At 72.7% G+C, this 16,833-nt stretch carries 14 protein-coding genes; 6 read left to right on the forward strand and 8 right to left on the reverse strand.

Annotated features, from left to right (window positions below):
- Positions 1 to 617: TetR/AcrR family transcriptional regulator (locus ACFWJO_RS24455; RefSeq protein ID WP_386868287.1), on the reverse strand; the 617-nt coding region annotated here is incomplete at its 3' end.
- 274 nt (positions 618 to 891) lie between these two features.
- Between ACFWJO_RS24455 and ACFWJO_RS24460 the strand changes: the two genes are divergently transcribed.
- The 4 genes from ACFWJO_RS24460 (at position 892) to ACFWJO_RS24475 (ending at position 5,100) form a co-directional block, all read left to right on the forward strand.
- Positions 892 to 1,857 (forward strand): tetratricopeptide repeat protein, encoded by a 966-nt coding sequence (locus tag ACFWJO_RS24460; protein ID WP_386868289.1) that lies wholly within the window; start codon positions 892 to 894, stop codon positions 1,855 to 1,857.
- Positions 1,858 to 2,474: 617 nt separating this feature from the next.
- The gene (locus ACFWJO_RS24465) at positions 2,475 to 3,119 is read left to right on the forward strand and encodes a DUF6230 family protein (RefSeq protein WP_386868291.1); all 645 of its coding nucleotides are present in this window, start codon (positions 2,475 to 2,477) and stop codon (positions 3,117 to 3,119) included.
- Between the two features lie 126 nt (positions 3,120 to 3,245).
- Positions 3,246 to 3,863: a DUF6114 domain-containing protein gene (locus ACFWJO_RS24470; protein WP_386868293.1), complete on the forward strand. Its 618-nt coding sequence runs from the start codon at positions 3,246 to 3,248 to the stop codon at positions 3,861 to 3,863.
- Complete coding sequence (locus ACFWJO_RS24475) at positions 3,853 to 5,100, forward strand: hypothetical protein (protein ID WP_386868295.1); 1,248 nt, start codon at positions 3,853 to 3,855, stop codon at positions 5,098 to 5,100. Before ACFWJO_RS24470 ends, ACFWJO_RS24475 begins: the two co-directional genes overlap by 11 nt.
- A gap of 81 nt (positions 5,101 to 5,181) precedes the next feature.
- Here ACFWJO_RS24475 and pyk read toward each other — a convergent pair whose 3' ends face one another.
- From pyk to pta, 3 genes are all read right to left on the reverse strand, one after another.
- Positions 5,182 to 6,612, reverse strand: coding sequence for a pyruvate kinase (gene pyk / locus ACFWJO_RS24480; protein ID WP_386868296.1), 1,431 nt, complete (start codon positions 6,610 to 6,612; stop codon positions 5,182 to 5,184).
- A gap of 106 nt (positions 6,613 to 6,718) precedes the next feature.
- Entirely contained in the window at positions 6,719 to 7,960 is a 1,242-nt protein-coding gene (locus ACFWJO_RS24485) for an acetate kinase (RefSeq protein WP_386868298.1), read from the reverse strand.
- Complete coding sequence (gene pta / locus ACFWJO_RS24490; RefSeq protein ID WP_384413521.1) at positions 7,957 to 10,050, reverse strand: phosphate acetyltransferase; 2,094 nt, start codon at positions 10,048 to 10,050, stop codon at positions 7,957 to 7,959. Before pta ends, ACFWJO_RS24485 begins: the two co-directional genes overlap by 4 nt.
- Positions 10,051 to 10,319: 269 nt before the next feature.
- On the opposite strand from pta, the gene ACFWJO_RS24495 reads away from it, so the two are divergent.
- Together ACFWJO_RS24495 and ACFWJO_RS24500 are read left to right on the forward strand one after the other, a co-directional pair.
- On the forward strand, positions 10,320 to 11,345 hold the full coding sequence (locus ACFWJO_RS24495) for a 6-phosphofructokinase (RefSeq protein ID WP_384413518.1): 1,026 nt from the start codon (positions 10,320 to 10,322) through the stop codon (positions 11,343 to 11,345).
- Positions 11,346 to 11,677: 332 nt separating this feature from the next.
- Positions 11,678 to 12,847 (forward strand): helix-turn-helix domain-containing protein, encoded by a 1,170-nt coding sequence (locus tag ACFWJO_RS24500; protein WP_386868301.1) that lies wholly within the window; start codon positions 11,678 to 11,680, stop codon positions 12,845 to 12,847.
- Here the strand turns inward: ACFWJO_RS24500 and ACFWJO_RS24505 are convergent.
- The 4 genes from ACFWJO_RS24505 to ACFWJO_RS24520 form a co-directional block, all read right to left on the reverse strand.
- Complete coding sequence (locus tag ACFWJO_RS24505) at positions 12,844 to 13,293, reverse strand: ester cyclase (RefSeq protein WP_386868303.1); 450 nt, start codon at positions 13,291 to 13,293, stop codon at positions 12,844 to 12,846. The genes ACFWJO_RS24500 and ACFWJO_RS24505 overlap by 4 nt on opposite strands.
- Before the next feature lie 71 nt (positions 13,294 to 13,364).
- On the reverse strand, positions 13,365 to 13,973 hold the full coding sequence (locus tag ACFWJO_RS24510) for an XRE family transcriptional regulator (RefSeq protein WP_386868411.1): 609 nt from the start codon (positions 13,971 to 13,973) through the stop codon (positions 13,365 to 13,367).
- Positions 13,974 to 14,136: 163 nt separating this feature from the next.
- Positions 14,137 to 14,844 carry a response regulator gene (locus tag ACFWJO_RS24515; protein WP_386868304.1) on the reverse strand — a complete coding sequence of 236 codons (708 nt, stop codon included), beginning with the start codon at positions 14,842 to 14,844 and terminating at the stop codon, positions 14,137 to 14,139.
- Entirely contained in the window at positions 14,841 to 16,712 is a 1,872-nt protein-coding gene (locus tag ACFWJO_RS24520; RefSeq protein WP_386868306.1) for an ATP-binding protein, read from the reverse strand. The genes ACFWJO_RS24515 and ACFWJO_RS24520 overlap by 4 nt, the downstream gene beginning before the upstream one ends.
- Positions 16,713 to 16,833 lie beyond the last annotated feature (121 nt).

A 16,833-nucleotide genomic window follows, 5' to 3' on the forward strand; every position in this document is an offset into this window, starting at 1 on the left:
CCCACCCTTCTCGCGCCCCAGAAGACGGTTCCTTTCACCCCCCCCCCCCCCCCCTTCTCCCCCTCCTCGCCCCCCCCAGGTGGGCTGCGCCCCCCCCCCCCCGCGACCACGTCGAAGATGAGGTCGTCGACGGCCGCCACGGTGGCCGGATCGCGCTTGTCGGGGAGCTCGCCCCGCTCCTGTGCGCGCTGGCGGCCCTCCAGGACCAGGCGCTTCTGGCGGTCCACGATCGAGGCGCGGATGCGCTCGCGCAGCGGCTCGTCGCGGGTGGACTCGGCGACCACCGCCATCAGGGCCGTCCTGGTCTCGGGGCGTTCGAGGAGCGCGCCGAACTGCAGCACGACGTTTTCGATGTCGGCCTGGAGGGAACCCAGATCGGGCAGCTCGAGTTCGTCGAAGAGGACGGCGACGGCGTCCACCACGAGTTCGTTCTTGTTGGCCCAGCGCCGGTAGAGCGTGGTCTTGGCGACTCCGGCCCTGGTCGCCACGTCGCCCATGCTCAGCTTGGACCAGCCCAGCTCCACGAGAACCGCCCGGGTCGCCTCCAGGATGGCCGTGTCGGCCTCCGCGGAGCGCGGTCGTCCGGTGCGGTTGCGGGAACGGGTGCGGCTACACATGGACGTCGACCATACCCGCCGGTAGGTATTGCGCCAGAGGCCAGTGATGTGAGGCAGTTCACGGCCCGACTCTCCCCGCGGGGCGGGGCTCACCATTACGCTACGACCCGTAGCGAAAGGCATGAGCAGCCCTCGCGACAACCACTGCGCCAGGTGGGGACCCGGCGCACAAGAACAGCGGAACACGCAGGCGGAACCGTGCTGTCCGGCCACCGGGCGGCACGGTTCGGCCATGGCTTACCGGTTACGCGCGCGGAGGGGGGAGGATGTAGGCATGCAGCCCCGAAACATGTCCATGAGCGGCGTCGTCGACCTCGCCGCGGTGAAGGCGGCCGGCGAGGCCAAGGCGAAGGCCGAGGCGGCGCGCGCCGAGGCCGCCCGGCACGGCGGTACGGCCGCCGTCGCCCCCTCTGCCCTGGTGATCGACGTCGACGAGGCGGGCTTCGAGCGCGACGTGCTCCAGCGCTCCGCCGAGGTCCCGGTCGTCATCGACTTCTGGGCCGAGTGGTGCGAGCCGTGCAAGCAGCTCGGCCCGCTCCTCGAGCGCCTGGCCGTCGAGTACAACGGCCGCTTCCTGCTGGCCAAGGTCGACGTCGACGCCAACCAGATGCTGATGCAGCAGTTCGGCATCCAGGGAATTCCGGCCGTTTTCGCGGTGGTCGCCGGTCAGGCGCTGCCGCTCTTCCAGGGCGCGGCCCCCGAGGCGCAGATCCGCCAGACCCTCGACCAGCTGGTCCAGGTCGCCGAGGAGCGCTTCGGCCTCACCGGCATCCAGGTCGACCCCGACGCCGAGGGCGCGCCGAGCGCCGGCGTCCCGGCCGGCCCGTACGACGCCCTCCTGGAGGCGGCCATGTCCGCGCTCGACGCGGGCGACCTGGCCGGCGCCGTCCAGGCGTACAAGAACGTGCTCGTCGACGACCCGGAGCACCCCGAGGCCAAGCTGGGGCTCGCCCAGGCGGAGCTGCTGTCCCGGGTGCAGGGCGTGGACCCGCAGGCGGTGCGGAAGAACGCGGCCGACAACCCGGCGGACGTCGCCGCGCAGATCGCCGCCGCCGACCTCGACCTGGTGGGCGGTCACGTCCAGGACGCCTTCGGGCGACTGGTGGACGCGGTGCGCCGCACGTCCGGCGAGGACCGGGACACGGTGCGGCTCCGGCTGCTGGAGCTCTTCGAGGTGATCGGCCCCGAGGACCCGCGCGTGACGGCCGCCCGGCAGGCCCTGGCGAGCGCCCTCTTCTGAGCCGACCGCCGCTTCCCGTACGGGCTCCTGAGGGGCCCGCGGAACGGGACGATTTGGCGACACGGTGACATTCGGCGGCCGCGTTTTACCAAAACTTGGTAATCGCGGCCGCTGTTACTTGCAGTAAATCGAACCCGGAAATCTGTCCGTATTTCTCCGTCCTCATCATCCTTTGTCGCGTCACGCGGCGGCACCCTGCGTTGCCGGACGGTACCGGCCTGTCGTGCCGTGGTTATCAGGCCGTTACTAGCCAGTAACGAACCCCCTTGTGCGGGCGCCGGGAATGGACCACGATCGGCGACGCTCGGTCCGACACCGCACCAGCCCGGCCCACCCGCCGGCTGCGCGCGGCGGAGGGTCCCCACCGGGCGGGCCGGCGGCGACGTCGCCGGTCGTGGACAGGGGGGTTCCTGCTCTCATCGGCAGGGCCTGTCCAATCCGGCCGCGCGGACCGCGCGGCCAGTGGTTGTCGCTCGGGGGTGATCGCCGGTGATTCGGACGCGCGTCGTGCCGCCTGAGCCCTCGGCGCTCTCCTTCCCGAGGACGTAGCACTTCTCCCATCCCAGGACGGGCCCTGGGCCCATCCGGAGATGTACGTCCGAGAAGGAGGAATTCTCATGAAGTCCCAGGTTCGTGGCGGGACCAGATGGAAGCGGTTCGCCGTCGTCATGGTGCCGAGCGTGGCCGCGACGGCCGCCATCGGTGTCGGCCTGGCCCAGGGCGCGCTCGCCGCGTCCTTCAGCATCTCCGGCCAGGAGTTCAAGGTGAAGGCCGACAGCCTCGTCGGCAACGACTTCGTGCAGTACGGAAGCGTTGACGTCGGCAAGGACCTGGAGGGCAAGGACTTCGCCGCTCCGGTCGCCGTGTCCGGCTTCTCCGAGGCCTGGATCACCAAGATGTGCCAGTCCGTCGTGACGCCGAACGTCCCGTTCATCGGTGACGTGACGCTGCAGCTGACGGCCGGCACGGGCGAGGAAAAGGTCTACGCGAAGAACATCTACCTGGATGTCTCCTCGCTGAAGACCGACGCCGAGTTCGGCAACATCGACATCGGCGTGGCCGCCGGCAACCTGGCGAAGGCCCCGGGCAAGCCGGGCATCCAGCCGGGCACCAAGGCCAACCCGTACGGCTTCGGCCAGCGCGCCGAGACCGCGAAGCTCTCCAACGTCGAGCAGAAGGCGTGGGCGACCACCGCCGGCACCTTCAAGCTGCCCGACCTCAACCTGTCCCTGCACCGGGGCAAGTCGGCCGAGTGCTTCTAAGGCAGACGTCCCTCCAGGACTGACGCCCCCAGGGTGAGGGGCCGTCGAGTGCGGCCCCCACCCGCTCCGGCTGTACGCCCTTTTCACCACTTCTCTCAGCAACACCGCTTTCAGGGAGCTGTTTCCATGAGCGCCGAGACCACTGCTTCCAGCGGAGTCCCCCACGAGAACCGGTTCCGGGTCTGGCGGCAGTCCCGGCCCTTCTGGGCGGGCCTGTTCACCATCATCGGCGGCATCCCGATCGCCTACCTCCCGTACGGGGACATGCGCCTCGGCAACGTCACGCTCGCCATGAAGACCACCGCCGGAGCCGGTGCGCTGATCATCGGCGTCCTGCTCATCACGCTCGGGCTCACGATGTGGTTCCAGCCCATCGTCCGGGTCTTCGCGGGTGTCGCGGCGATCGTGCTCGGGCTCATCTCCATCCCCGTATCGAACTTCGGCGGCCTGGTCGTCGGCTTCCTCTTCGCGCTCGTCGGCGGAGGCATGTCCGTCTCGTGGGCACCGGCCGATCCGGCCGCGGCAGAGGCCGAGGCCGAGGAGCACGCCGGGGCGGCCGTGCCGGAGCAGGCCCTGGCGGCGGGCCCGGTGGACGGCGACGGGCAGCCGGAGACCGACCCGGGCGAGCACATGCACGACGGCACGACCGGCACGACGCAGCCCCTGATTCCCCAGCAGGGCTCCGAGGCTCCGGTGGCCGGAAAGACGATCGAAGCCAACGGCGGGAGGAACAGTGCGGGGTGACGAGACACAGTCGGCGGCGCAGACGCCGAGAGGACCGCGCCACGCGGCCCCGCGCAAGTCGCTGCTGACCAAGATGGGCGTGCCCGCGGGCAAGGCGATGGCCCTCGCGGCCATGCCGACCGCGGTGCTCGTGGGCATGGGCCTGGCCCCCCGGCTCGCCCTCGCCGACGACGCCACGGACATCCCGTTCGCCCCCGGTCCGTGCGTGACCCGCTCGGACGAGCCGACGGCCGACGAGACCACCAAGCCCGCGCAGACGGAGAGCCCGAAGCCGACGGCGAGCGCGAGCGCGAGCGGGAAGCCCGAGCCGGAGACCTCGGCCACCACCGAGCCCCGGCCGACGGCCACCTCCGGCGCGACGACGCCGCCGCAGGCGCCCGCGCCCAACGTGACCACCACGGCGAGCCCGGCCCCGACCCCCACGGCGACGAAGTCGGCCAACCCGCTCGACCCGCTGGGCGTCGGCGACGCGCTCAAGGACCTCTTCGACGGACCGGACAAGACCACGGCGGCGCCCACGCCGACCGCGACCACGTCCGCGCCCAGGCCGACGGCGACGGCGACGACCGCCACCCCGGACGCCCCGAAGGAGACGACGGCCCCGAAGACGGACACGGTCACCGACAGGACCAAGGAGGCCATCAAGGCCGCCGCGGACAAGGCCGGTGCCGCCACCGAGGAGCTGTCCGAGGACGCCAAGGGCCTCGACGCCAAGAAGGACGAGGACATCCCCGACGGCGCCAAGCCGCGCTTCCCGTGCCCCGAGGCCGACCCGGAGGCGCTCGCCGCCGCCGAGCTGGAGAGCGGCATGCCGCTCCTCCCGGACGAGGCGTGGATCCTGCAGACCACCCGGCTGGAGCTGCGCGGTCTCAAGTACCACGGCATCGTCGAGGTGAAGACCGCCGGCGGAAAGATCAAGAAGGTCCTCAAGTTCACCGCGGACGAGGTGGACATCAAGGACCTGCACCAGCTGACGGTCCACTCCGACGGTCTGACCGGCCACGTCCGCTCGAACCCGGGGTCGACGTCGACCATGCGCGGCGGCACGGTGACCATGTACACGGAGGAGCTGAAGGGCAACCTCTTCGGCCTCATCCCGGTCACCTTCAGCCCCCAGACCCCGCCGCCGCTCGACGTGCCGTGGGCCGTGTTCACCAACGCCCGCGTCGAGCAGGCCGGCCAGTTCGGCGGCACGCTCAAGGTCCCGGGCCTGCGCAACACCATCGAGCCGAGCTGACCGCCCGCTCACCAGGACCCTTCCGGGAGCCGCACATGACGAGGGCCCCCGTCCGGATCGGACGGGGGCCCTCGTCATGCCTCACTTCTTGTCGCCGCCACCGAGGTGGTGGACCCGCACCATGTTGGTGCTGCCGGGGACACCGGGCGGGGAACCGGCGGTGATGACCATCGTGTCGCCGGCGTTGTAGCGCTGGAGCTTGAGCAGCTCCGCGTCGACCAGGTCGACCATCGCGTCGGTGTTGTCCACGAACGGGACGAGGAAGGACTCGACGCCCCAGCTCAGCGTGAGCTGGTTGCGGGTGCCCTCGTCCGTCGTGAAGGCCAGGATCGGCTGGGACGCGCGGTAGCGCGAGAGCCGGCGGGCCGTGTCGCCGGACTGGGTGAAGGCGATCAGCGCCTTGCCGCCCAGGAAGTCGGCGATCTCGCAGGCCGCGCGGGCGACCGAACCGCCCTGGGTGCGCGGCTTCTTGCCCGGGACCAGCGGCTGCAGGCCCTTGGAGAGCAGCTCCTCCTCGGCCGCGGCGACGATCTTCGACATCGTCTTCACGGTCTCGATCGGATAGGCGCCGACCGAGGACTCGGCGGAGAGCATGACCGCGTCCGCGCCGTCCAGGATCGCGTTGGCGACGTCGCTCGCCTCGGCGCGGGTCGGCCGCGAGTTGGTGATCATCGACTCCATCATCTGGGTGGCGACGATGACCGGCTTGGCGTTGCGGCGGCACATCTCGACGAGGCGCTTCTGCACCATCGGGACGCGCTCCAGCGGGTACTCCACGGCGAGGTCGCCGCGGGCCACCATGACGGCGTCGAAGGCGGCGACGACGTCCGCCATGTTCTCGACGGCCTGCGGCTTCTCGACCTTGGCGATGACCGGGACCCGGCGGCCCTCCTCGTCCATCACCTTGTGGACGTCCTTGACGTCGTCGGCGTCGCGGACGAAGGAGAGGGCGACCATGTCGCAGCCCATGCGCAGCGCGAAGCGGAGGTCCTCGACGTCCTTCTCGGACAGGGCCGGGACGTTGACCGCCGCGCCGGGCAGGTTGATGCCCTTGTGGTCGGAGATGACGCCGCCCTCGACGACGATCGTCTTGACCCGCGGGCCCTCGACCTCGACGACGCGCAGCTCGACGTTTCCGTCGTTGATCAGGACCTGGTCGCCCTTGGAGACGTCGCCGGGCAGGCCCTTGTACGTGGTGCCGCAGATGGACTTGTCGCCGGGGACGTCCTCGGTGGTGATGGTGAACTCGTCACCGCGCACCAGCTCGACGGGTCCCTCGGCGAAGGTCTCCAGACGGATCTTGGGGCCCTGGAGGTCGGCGAGCACACCGACGGCGCGGCCGGTGTCCGCCACCGCCCTGCGGAGACGGTCGTACCGCTCCTGGTGCTCTGCCTGGGTCCCGTGGCTCATGTTGAATCGGGCCACGTTCATGCCGGCCTCGATGAGAGCCTTCAGCTGCTCATAGGAGTCGACGGCGGGGCCCAGCGTGCAGACGATTTTGGAACGGCGCATGAGGCGGATCCTATCGGTTTGTTTCACGGCGGAATATTCCGTCTGGTGGAAAGTACAAATGGGCGGGGGGCCGCTCAGGCGTTCACTCCTCCGGGCGACACGCCGCTCACCTGTCGCTCACGAGCGCGTAGCTCTGACGGGCGATCTCCAGCTCCTCGTCGGTCGGTACGACGGCCACCGCGACCCGTGCGTACTCCGGCGAGATGATCCGGGCCTCGTCCGACCGCTCGGCGTTGAGGCCTGCGTCCACCGCGAGGCCCAGCTCCTCCAGACCGGCGACGGCGGCCTCCCGCACGGGCGCCGCGTTCTCGCCGACACCGGCCGTGAACGCCACCGCGTCGACCCGGCCGAGCACCGCGTAGTAGGCACCGATGTACTTCTTCAGCCGGTGGACGTAGATGTCGAAGGCGAGCGCCGCACGCGCGTCGCCCTCGTCGATCCGCCGCCTGATCTCCCGCATGTCGTTGTCGCCGCACAGCCCGACCAGGCCGGACCGCTTGTTCAGCAGGACGTCGACGTCGTCCTCCGACATCCCCGCCACCCGCTTCAGGTGGAAGGTCACCGCCGGGTCGATGTCACCGGAACGGGTACCCATGACCAGGCCCTCCAGCGGCGTCAGGCCCATCGAGGTGTCCACGCAGCGGCCGCCCGCCACCGCCGAGGCGGAGGCCCCGTTGCCCAGGTGCAGCACGATCACGTTCACCTCCTCCGGCGCCTTGCCCAGCAGCCTCGCCGTCTCCCGCGAGACGTACGCGTGGGAGGTGCCGTGGAAGCCGTAGCGGCGGATCCGGTACGCGTCCGCGGTCTCCACGTCGATCGCGTAGCGCGCCGCCGCCTCCGGCATCGTGGTGTGGAAGGCGGTGTCGAAGACCGCGACCTGCGGCAGGTCGGGGCGCAGCGACATCGCCGTACGGATGCCCGTGAGGTTCGCCGGGTTGTGCAGCGGCGCCACCGGCACGAGCCGCTCGATCTCGGCGAGGACCTCGTCGTCGATCACCGTCGGCGCGGTGAAGCGGAGCCCGCCGTGCACCACGCGGTGGCCGATCGCGGCCAGCTCGGGGGAGTCCAGGCCGAGCCCGTCCGCCGCCAGCTCCTCGGCGACCGCCTTCAGGGCCGCCGCGTGGTCGGCGATCGGGCCGCTCTTCTCGCGCTTCTCGCCACCGCCGCCCAGCAGCGGAGTGTGCACCAGGCGCGAGGTCTCCTCGCCGATCCGCTCGACCAGACCGACCGCGAGCCGGCCGCCGTCCTTCATGTCGAGCAGCTGGTACTTGACCGACGAGGAGCCGGAGTTGAGGACGAGGACGCGCGTGGGGGCCTGCGGGCCGGCGGTCGGGACGGGGTGGGTCATGCGGTGGCCTCCTGACCCTCGGCGGGGACCTGGGACTGGATCGCCGTGATGGCGACGGTGTTGACGATGTCGCTGACGAGCGCGCCGCGCGAGAGGTCGTTCACGGGCTTGCGCAGACCCTGCAGGACCGGGCCGACGGCGACCGCGCCGGCCGAGCGCTGCACGGCCTTGTAGGTGTTGTTGCCGGTGTTGAGGTCCGGGAAGATCAGCACGCTGGCCTGCCCCGCCACCTCCGAGCCGGGCAGCTTGGTCGCCGCGACGGAGGGCTCGACGGCCGCGTCGTACTGGATCGGGCCCTCGATCTTCAGCTCGGGACGGCTCTCCCGGACCAGCTTCGTCGCCTCGCGCACCTTGTCGACGTCGGCGCCGGAGCCGGAGGTGCCGGTCGAGTACGAGAGCATCGCGATCCGCGGCTCGACGCCGAAGCGGGCGGCGGTGGCCGCCGACTGCACGGCGATGTCGGCGAGCTGCTCGGCGTTCGGGTCCGGGTTGACCGCGCAGTCGCCGTACACGAGGACCTTGTCGGCCAGGCACATGAAGAAGACCGAGGAGACGATCGACGCGTCCGGCTTGGTCTTGATGATCTCGAAGGCCGGGCGGATCGTCGCGGCCGTCGAGTGCACCGAGCCGGAGACCATGCCGTCGGCCAGGCCCTCCTCGACCATCAGGGTGCCGAAGTAGTTCACGTCCGACACCACGTCGTACGCGAGCTCGACGGTGACGCCCTTGTGGGCGCGCAGCCGCGCGTACTTCTCGGCGAAGGCGTCGCGCAGTTCCGAGGTCTGCGGGTCGATCAGCTGGGTGTCGCCGAGGTCCACGCTCAGGTCGGCGGCCTTCTTGCGGATCGCCTCGACGTCGCCGAGCAGCGTCAGGTCGCACACGTCCCGGCGGATCAGCACGTCGGCGGCGCGCAGCACCCGCTCCTCGGTGCCCTCCGGGAGCACCACCCGGCGCCGGTCGGCCCGGGCCTGCTCCAGGAGCTCGTGCTCGAACATCATCGGGGTGACCCGGCCGCTGCGGGCGACCGAGAGCCGCCTGAGGAGGTCCGCGGTGTCGACGTGGCGCTCGAAGAGGCCGAGCGCGGTCTCCGCCTTGCGCGGCGTGGCCGCGTTCAGCTTGCCCTCCAGGGCGAAGAGTTCGGCGGCGGTGGGGAAGCTGTTGCCCGGTACGGAGATCACCGGGGTGCCGGGCGCGAGGCGGGCGGCCAGGGTGAGGATCTCGTCGCTCGGCCGCTCGTTCAGCGTCAGCAGCACACCGGCGATGGGCGGCGTGCCCGCGGAGTGCGCGGCGAGCGCGCCGACGACCAGGTCGGCCCGGTCCCCGGGCGTGACCACCAGACAGCCCGGCGTCAGCGCGTTGAGGAAGTTCGGCAGCATGGCGCCGCCGAAGACGAAGTCGAGGGCGTCGCGCGCCAGGCCGGAGTCGTCGCCGAGGACGACGGTGGCGCCGAGCGCGTGGGTGATCTGGGAGACGGTCGGCGCGGCGAGGGCCGGCTCGTCGGGCAGCACGTAGCAGGGCACCGGCAGCCGGGCGGCCAGCCGCTCGGCGATCGCCGCCCGGTCGTCGCCCGCGACCCGGTTGACGACCATCGCGAGCACGTCGCAGCCGAGGCCGTCGTAGGCCCGGAAGGCGTTGCGGGCCTCGGCCCGCACGGACTCGGCGGGCTGGCCCTTGCCGCCGACCACCGGGATCACGGAGGCGCCGAACTCGTTGGCGAGCCGCGCGTTGAGCGCGAGCTCGTCGGGCAGCTGGGTGGCGGCGAAGTCGGTGCCGAGGACCAGGACCACCTCGTAGTCCCGGGCCACCGCGTGGAAGCGGTCCACCAGCCGGGAGACCAGCTCGTCGGTGCCCCGCTCGGCCTGGAGGGCCGAGGCCTCGTGGTAGTCCATGCCGTACACGCTGGCCGCGTCCTGGGTCAGCCGGTAGCGGCTGCGGAGCAGGTCGAACAGGCGGTCGGGCCCGTCGTGGACCAGCGGGCGGAACACTCCCACCCGGTCCACCTGGCGGGTGAGGAGCTCCATGACCCCCAGCTCGACGACCTGCCGGCCGTCCCCGCGGTCGATCCCGGTCACGTACACGCTGCGCGTCACGCCGTGCTCTCCTGTTCGCATCGCTACGGGTTGTCCGTCAAGCGAGTGTGTTCAAAAACCATCGATAGGGTGGCAATGCCCTCTTGACAATACCCCTGCGGCTGGATAGGACGCCCGCTGGGCGAAGGGCCCGAAGGAGTGGGACCAAAGGCCCCGGAAGGCCCTTCCACGCCGGACGCGCGGAGCAGCAGCGAGCGCGCCCGCACCGCCGACCGTGTGAGAATCGACGCGGCTCACACGTACCACTACCGAGCAGGAGACAAGGCACGATGCGCATCGGAGTTCTGACAGCGGGCGGCGACTGTCCCGGCCTGAACGCAGTGATCCGGTCGATCGTCCACCGGGCCGTGACGCACTACGGAGACGAGGTCATCGGCTTCGAGGACGGCTACGCGGGCCTGCTCGACGGGCGCTACCGCCCCCTCGACCTGAACGCCGTCAGCGGCATCCTCGCCCGCGGCGGCACCATCCTCGGCTCCTCCCGCCTGGAGCGCGCCCGCTTCGCCGCCGCCTGCGACAACGCCAAGGAACTCATCGAGAAGAGCGGCTTCGACGCGCTGATCCCGATCGGCGGCGAGGGCACGCTCACCGCCGCCCGGATGCTGGCGGAGGCCGGCGTGCCCGTCGTCGGCGTCCCGAAGACCATCGACAACGACATCTCCTCCACCGACCGCACCTTCGGCTTCGACACCGCCGTCGGCGTCGCCACCGAGGCCATGGACCGGCTCAAGACCACCGCCGAGTCGCACCAGCGGGTGATGGTCGTCGAGGTGATGGGCCGGCACGCCGGCTGGATCGCCCTCGAGTCCGGCATGGCCGGCGGCGCCCACGGCATCTGCCTGCCCGAGCGCCCCTTCGACCCGGCCGACCTGGTCAAGATGGTCGAGGAGCGCTTCGACCGCGGCAAGAAGTTCGCCGTCATCTGCGTCGCCGAGGGCGCCCACCCGGCCGACGGCACCATGGACTACGGCAAGGGCGCGATCGACCAGTTCGGCCACGAGCGCTTCCAGGGCATCGGCACCGCCCTCGCCTACGAGCTGGAGAAGCGCCTCGGCAAGGAGGCCCGGCCCGTCATCCTCGGCCACGTCCAGCGCGGCGGCACCCCGACGGCGTACGACCGCGTGCTCGCCACCCGCTTCGGCTGGCACGCCGTGGAGGCCGTGCACCGCGGCGAGTTCGGCAACATGACCGCGCTGCGCGGCACGGACATCCAGATGGTCCCGCTCGCCGAGGCCGTCACCCAGCTGAAGACCGTCCCCGAGGACCGGATGCGCGAGGCCGAGTCCGTCTTCTGACGGCCGGACTGCCGGACGGCGGGAGGCGGCGGGAGGCAGCGGGAGGCGGAGAGACGGCGGTACGCGGCGGTACGGCCTTCCGGCCCGCGGTACGGGACCTCCGTCCCGAATCCGCCCGGTTGTCCGACCGGCGATCCACCCTGCGATCCACCCGGTGATCCCCGTTTTCCGTCCCGGGAAGCGCGCACACGACCAGCGGCCCCGACCGTCCCCCCGTGGACGATCGGGGCCGAATCCATGCTTGAGCCAGGCGCCGCGATCAACAAGGCTTGAGCCTGTCCCGGACATGTCCCAACCCCGTCCGGGCCGGTCGGACGAGGGGAGCGGCGCGCATGACGACGGGGGAGACGGCTCCCGGCCCCAGAGGGGCACGGAACCCGGCCGAGTTCGTCGCGCGGCTGCAGCTGCTGAAGGACTGGTCCGGACTCACCTACCGCGAGCTGTCCGCCCGCTCCGCCGCACTCGGCGACGTGCTGCCCCGCTCGACCGTCGCGAACATGCTCGCCCGCGCCACGCTCCCGCGCGAGGAACTCCTCGCCGCCTTCGTGCGCGCGTGCGGGGTGGACCCGGACGGACAGGCGGACTGGGAGGCGGTACGCAAGGAGCTCGCGGCGCGCGGGGCGTACGGGGCGGGGACGGCCGAGGCAGGGACGGCCGAGGCGGGGACAGCCGAGGCGGGGACGGCCGAGGCGGGAGCGCTCGTCGGCGCGCGCGCCGGGGCTGACGCGGAAGAGCTCGCGGAGGCGGGGCTCGGCGCCGGGGGTGAGGCGTTCGGCGACGGCGGGGCCGGAGGCGGGGGCGGACCGCTCGTGTGGCCCGGTTCCGAGGGCCGTCCGGCGGCCGGGCCGCCGCCCCGCGAGGACGGGCCGACCCCGGTCCCTGACCCGCGCTCCCGGCTGCGCCGCACCCTCGTCGGCGCGGTCGGTGTGGCCGCCCTCCTCCTCGCCGCCGCCACCGTCATCGCCTTCGTACGCGAGGACGCCCCGGCGCACGGCCGGGCACACGGCCACGCCCCCGCTCCCGCCCCGGCCCCCGGGCTTGCCGCTCCCGCCGAGGGACCGGTCCACATCCGGGTGATCGGCTCCGGGCTCTGCCTGGGCGAGCGGCGCGGCAGCCGCAGCGGCCAGATCCACCAGCGTGACTGCGCGGGCGCGGACGTGCCGCTCTACTCGCTGAAACGTCTCCCCGGCGACCGGTGGCGGATCGTCTCGGATCACCCCGACTACGGCCCCGGCTGCTCCGGGATACCCTCCGGCGGCCGGATGCCCGACGCCGCGCTCGAGGACTCCGAGTGCGGCGACCCCAGCCGCGTCGAGCGCTTCGCCCTGGAGCCGTACGGCACCCCGGTCGCCGGCTACCGCATCGTGCCGGCCGGTTCCGCGACCTCCGGCAGCTGCGTCACGGTCACGGGCGACCGTACGGCCGAGTGGTCCCGGCTGGCCCAGGCGCCCTGCACTCCGGACGCCGCCGGCCAGCTGTTCTCCTTCGACCGCCGCGCCTAGGAGGCGTCCGGCGAGGGGAGGGCGCCGAGCTGGCGCAGCTGCGTGAGGACGTCGACCACGCCCCTGATCTCCGTGATCCGGCCGTCGACCACGCGGAAGATGAAGATCTCGCCGTAGGTGACGGTCCTGCCGGTGGGCGGCAGGTCCCGGTAGGGCCCGAGGTGGGTCCCGGTGACCGTGTTCCGCGAGACGACCCTGTCGCCTTCCGTCACCGTCTCCTCGACGGTGACGTGGATGTCCGGGAAGGCCCGCAGGAGCGCCTCCCACACCCTCTTCAGGGCCTCCGCCCCCGTCGCGCCCATCGGCACCGGCGCCCGGAAGTCCACGTCCGGTGCGACGAACTCGTCGATCGCCCGCGCGACGAGATGCGGGTCCCCGCTGTTCATCGCCGCGTGGAAACGGTCGAGCATCGCGATGTTCCTGCTGCCGGTTTCCGTTGCCGTCATGGCCCGTCTCCTCCTGTCGGATGGCCGTCCCGGCATGAGGACGAGACAGCCACCCGCTCTGTGACACGGGCTCAGGGGCCGACGGCCGCCCAGAAGTGGTCGGTGATCTCGTCGAGGTACGCCCTGCCCTCGTCGCCCGTCGCCCCCGAGGCGCCCCAGCTGCTCGTGGCCGCCATCTTGGCGTGGTAGTCGGTGTGCAGCCGCTGCAGCGCGTTCTCGACCGCCCGCCTGGGCAGCGGCAGCAGCTTCCCGACGGGTTTCACGTAGGCCTGCCAGCGGGTGGTGGCGGCGTCGCGCAGCAGCTCGGCCAGTTTGTCGTCGCCGCCGGTCGCGGTGAGCAGCGCGCGCGGGTCCAGGCCGAGCGTCGCGGCGAGGGCGGCGGTCTGCCGTTCGTTGCCGCGCCAGGTGCCCGACTCCTCCATGCGGAGGTACGCGGCCGGGTCCAGGCCCACGCGGCGGGCCAGGTCCTCGGGGGCGATGCCGCGGGCGATCCGGTGCTCGCGCAGGGTGGTCGCGGCGACGAGGAGGTCGACGGGCGAACACCACAGCACGCCGGCGAGGGCGCCGAGCTCCTGCGCGGTGGGCGCGAGGCGCCCGCGCTCCCAGCCGATGACGGTCTCGGGAGTGACGTACATGCCGTACTGGGCGCGGAGCCCGTAGGCGACGTGCTCGGGGGCCATGCCGAGCCCTTCGCGCAGACGGCGCGCGGCGAGGGCGTTGAAGGGAGGGGAGGGTTGGTGCACCCGGCCACGGTAGGAGCGGAGGGTGACTCCTGGCTACGGTGCGTTCACCCAACGCTTCCGGTCGTAGGAACGTGGGAACCGCTCGGTAACCGTCGGCCCGTCAGGCCCGCGGCGGACGACCGGGCGCGTCGAGCCAGCGGTACTGCAGCTCGGGGCGGCCGATCTGCCCGTACTGCGGGGCACGGGCCGCCCGGCCCGCCGTGACCAGGTGCTCCAGATAGCGGCGGGCGGTGATGCGGGAGATGCCGACGGCCGCGCCCGCCTCCGCCGCCGTGAGCCCGTCGGGCGCGCCCCGCAGCGACCGGGTCACCGCCTCCAGGGTGGGCCCGCTCAGTCCCTTGGGCAGCGCCGCCGGCTGGGGTGCGCGCAGCGTGGCGAGGGCCCGGTCCACCTCGTCCTGGCCCGAGGCCTCACCGGCGGCCGCGCGGAACTCCGCGTACCGGACGAGCCGGTCGCGCAGGGTCGCGAAGGCGAAGGGCTTGAGGACGTACTGGACGACGCCGAGCGACACGCCCTCGCGCACGATCGCGAGGTCGCGCGCCGAGGTCACCGCGATGACGTCCGCCGCGTGGCCGGCGGCCCGCAGCGCCCGCAGCAGCTGGAGGCCGTGCCCGTCCGGCAGGTAGAGGTCGAGCAGCAGCAGGTCCACCGGAGTGCGGTCGAGCATCCGCACCGCCTCGGCGCGCGAGTGCGCCACCCCGACCACGCTGAAGCCGGGCACCCGCCCCGCGTACAGGGCGTGCGCGTCGGCGGCGACGGGATCGTCCTCGACCACGAGCACCCGGATGTCCCGGCCCGCCGTCGTCACGCGACCACCTCCGTGCGGGCCGCGGCCAGGGGCACCCGTACGGTGAACTCCGCGCCGCCCAGCGGGGACCGCGCCAGCGTCAGGGTGCCGGAGGCCCGGGTGACGGCCTGCTGGACCAGGGCCAGGCCGAGGCCCCGCCCCGGACCGCGCGTCGACCAGCCCCGGTCGAGCACGGCGGCCCGGTCCTCGGGGCGCACCCCGGGCCCGCTGTCGCCGACCTGGAGCAGCAGCTCCCCGCCCTCGGCCAGCGCGGTCACCACCACACGGGCCCCCCGCGCCGCCACCTCGGCCCGCGGCTCGGCCAGTACGCCGGCGGCACCACCGTCGCCCGGGGCGGCGTGCGCCGACGCCGGAAGGCCGGGGGCCGGCAGGCCGGGTGCCGCGGTGGTGGGCTCCGCGAGGGCCGGCTCTGGAAGACCGGGGGCCGGCAGGCCCGGTGCCGCAGGTGTGGGCAGGTCGGGTGCCGTGACGGTCGGCGTCGCGAGGGCCGGCTCCGGCGAGGCCTGCGGCGCGAAGGCAGGTGCGCCGACCGCTGCCTCGACCGCGTTGTCGACGAGGTTGCCGAGGATCGTCACCAGGTCGCGGGCCGGCAGCGACACCGGCAGGACGCCGTCGTCTATGCGGCTGTCCTCGGTCAGGACCAGCTCCACGCCCCGTTCGTTGGCCTGGGCCGCCTTGCCCAGGAGGAGGGCGGCGAGGACCGGCTCACCGACCGCGGTCACCACGCGGTCGGTGAGGGCCTGCGCCAGTTCGAGCTCGGCCGTGGCGAAGCCGACCGCCTCGTCGACGCGCCCCAGTTCGATCAGGGAGACCACGGTGTGGAGCCGGTTCGCCGCCTCGTGCGCCTGGGAGCGCAGCGCCTCCGTGAAGCCGCGCTCCGAGTCCAGCTCGCCCGAGAGCGCCTGGAGTTCGGTGCGGTCCCGCAGGGTGACCACCGTGCCGCGACGCTCGCCGCCGACCACCGGGCGGGTGCTGAGGACCAGGACCCGCTCGTCCGTCAGATGCAGCTCGTCCACGCGGGGCTCCGAGGACAGCAGCGCCCCGGTCAGCGGCGCCGGGAGCCCGAGCTCCGCCGCCGAGCGGCCCACCACGTCCTCCCCGGCCAGGCCGAGCAGCTCCCGCGCCCCGTCGTTGATCAGTGCGATCCGCCGCTGCCCGTCCAGCATCACCAGGCCCTCGCGCACCGCGTGCAGGGCCGCCTCGTGGTAGTCGTGCATCCGGCTCAGCTCGGTCGCGTTCATGCCCTTGGTGTGCCGGCGCAGCCGCGCGTTGATCACGTACGTGCCCGCCCCGCCGAGCGCCAGCGCCGCGCCCGCCATGCCGAGCAGCGCCGTGACCTGCTCGCGTACCTGCTGACTGATCCGCTCGATGGTGATGCCGGAACTGACCAGGGCGATCACCCGGCCGCCGTCCCGGTCGTCGAAGACCGGCGCGACCGTGCGCACGGAGGGGCCGAGCACGCCCATGTGGGTCTCGGAGAAGGTCTCGCCGCGCACCGCCCGGTCGATGTGCCCGAGGTACGTGCGGCCGATCTGCTCCGGCTCCGGGTGGGTCCAGCGGGTGCCGTCCGGCGCCATGATCACCACGTAGCTGACGCCCGCGTCGCGCCGCAACGCCTCGGCGTACGGCTGGAGCGAGGCCGTCGGGTCCGTCGTGCCCGCAGCGCGTGCCGCCGCCACCACCGCCGGCGAGGCGGCGACGGCCGTCGCGGTCGCCGTCGACTGCCGGCGCGCGGTCTCCTCCGCCTGGGCGCGGTCCGTCACGTACGCGAAGACGGCGCAGCCGACGACGACGGCGGCCACGAGCACGACCTGCATCGCGAACAGCTGACCCGCGAGGCTGCGGGGACGGGGGAGGGGGAGGCGCATGCGAGCAAGTGTGCCTGGGGCGGCGGACGAGCCCGTACGGGCGTGCCCGAATCGTTCCGCTAACGAGACGAACGCCCTGCCCAGGGCCGGGCCGGCCGTCCGCCCGAGCCGGAACGGCACT

Source organism: Streptomyces sp. NPDC127092, from assembly GCF_042722475.1.
GTDB lineage: Bacteria > Actinomycetota > Actinomycetes > Streptomycetales > Streptomycetaceae > Streptomyces.